Source organism: Streptomyces sp. UNOC14_S4 (genome assembly GCF_020740835.1).
GTDB lineage: Bacteria > Actinomycetota > Actinomycetes > Streptomycetales > Streptomycetaceae > Streptomyces.
The window spans coordinates 1-1,097 of the sequence record NZ_JAINFC010000958.1; the positions used below are offsets into that span (position 1 = coordinate 1).

At 74.0% G+C, this 1,097-nt stretch carries 1 protein-coding gene; it reads left to right on the top strand.

The genetic code is table 11. The features are described 5' to 3' along the window. On the top strand, nucleotides 1–1,097 hold a 1,097-nt coding region (locus tag K6I34_RS37305), incomplete at both ends, for a cytochrome P450 (protein ID WP_229332446.1).

The window sequence follows — 1,097 nt, forward strand, 5'->3', positions numbered from 1 at the left end:
CCCCTACCCCACCTACGACCGGCTGCGCGAAGGCTGCCCGGTGCAACGCATCCCCACCGGCTCCGGCGGACACCACGCGTACCTGATCACCGGTCACTCCGAGGCCCGCGAGGCGTTCACCGACCCCCGTCTGTCCAAGGACACGGCCCGCTTCTTCGCCGACCGGCCCTCGAACCGCGACCTGCACCCGGCGATCTCCCGCAACATGCTGGCGAGCGACCCACCCGCGCACACCCGCCACCGGCGGGTGGCGACGCCCCTGTTCACCACCGGACGCGTCCGGGAACTGCGCCCGTACATCACCCGGGTCGTCGACGACCTCACAGCCGCGTGGCGACCGGGCACGGAAGTCGACCTGGTGGCGGACCTGGCGGTACCCCTGCCGGTCACCGTCGTCTGCGAGCTGCTGGGGGTGCCGGAATCCGACCGCACCACGCTCGCCGGCTGGTCCCACGACCTCTTCGACGCGACCGACACCGACCGCGTCGACGCCGCGTCGCACCGGATCGGCGACTACCTGACCCACCTCGTCGACACGGCCCGCGCCACCCCCGGAGACGGCCCGCTCCACTCCCTCCTGCGCGACTGCGACGAGGGCGGCCTCAACCGGGACGAGACCGTCTCCCTGGCCGCCCTCCTCCTGATCGCCGGGCACGAAACCACCACCCACTTCATCGGCAACGCCGTCCTGGCCCTGCTCCGGCACCCGGAGGCGTTCGACCGCCTGCGCCGGGATCCGGACCTGATCCCCGGCGCCCTGGACGAGCTGCTCCGCTTCGACTCCCCGGTGAGCGTGGCCACCTTCCGGCACAGCACCGAGGACCTGCGCGTCGGCGGGGTCGACATCCCGGCGGGCTTCCCGGTGCTCATCGCCCCCGGGGCCGCGAACCGCGACCCGGCGGAGTTCCCCGACCCCCACCGCCTCGACCTCGACCGCGACGCCGGCGGCCATCTCTCCTTCGGCCACGGCATCCACCGCTGCCCGGGCGCCCCCCTGGCCCGCGCCGAGGCGGAAATCGCCCTCCGCACCCTGGTGACCCGCTTCCCGGACACCCGCCTGACCTCCCCCGCGGAATCCCCGACCTGGCGCCGAACCC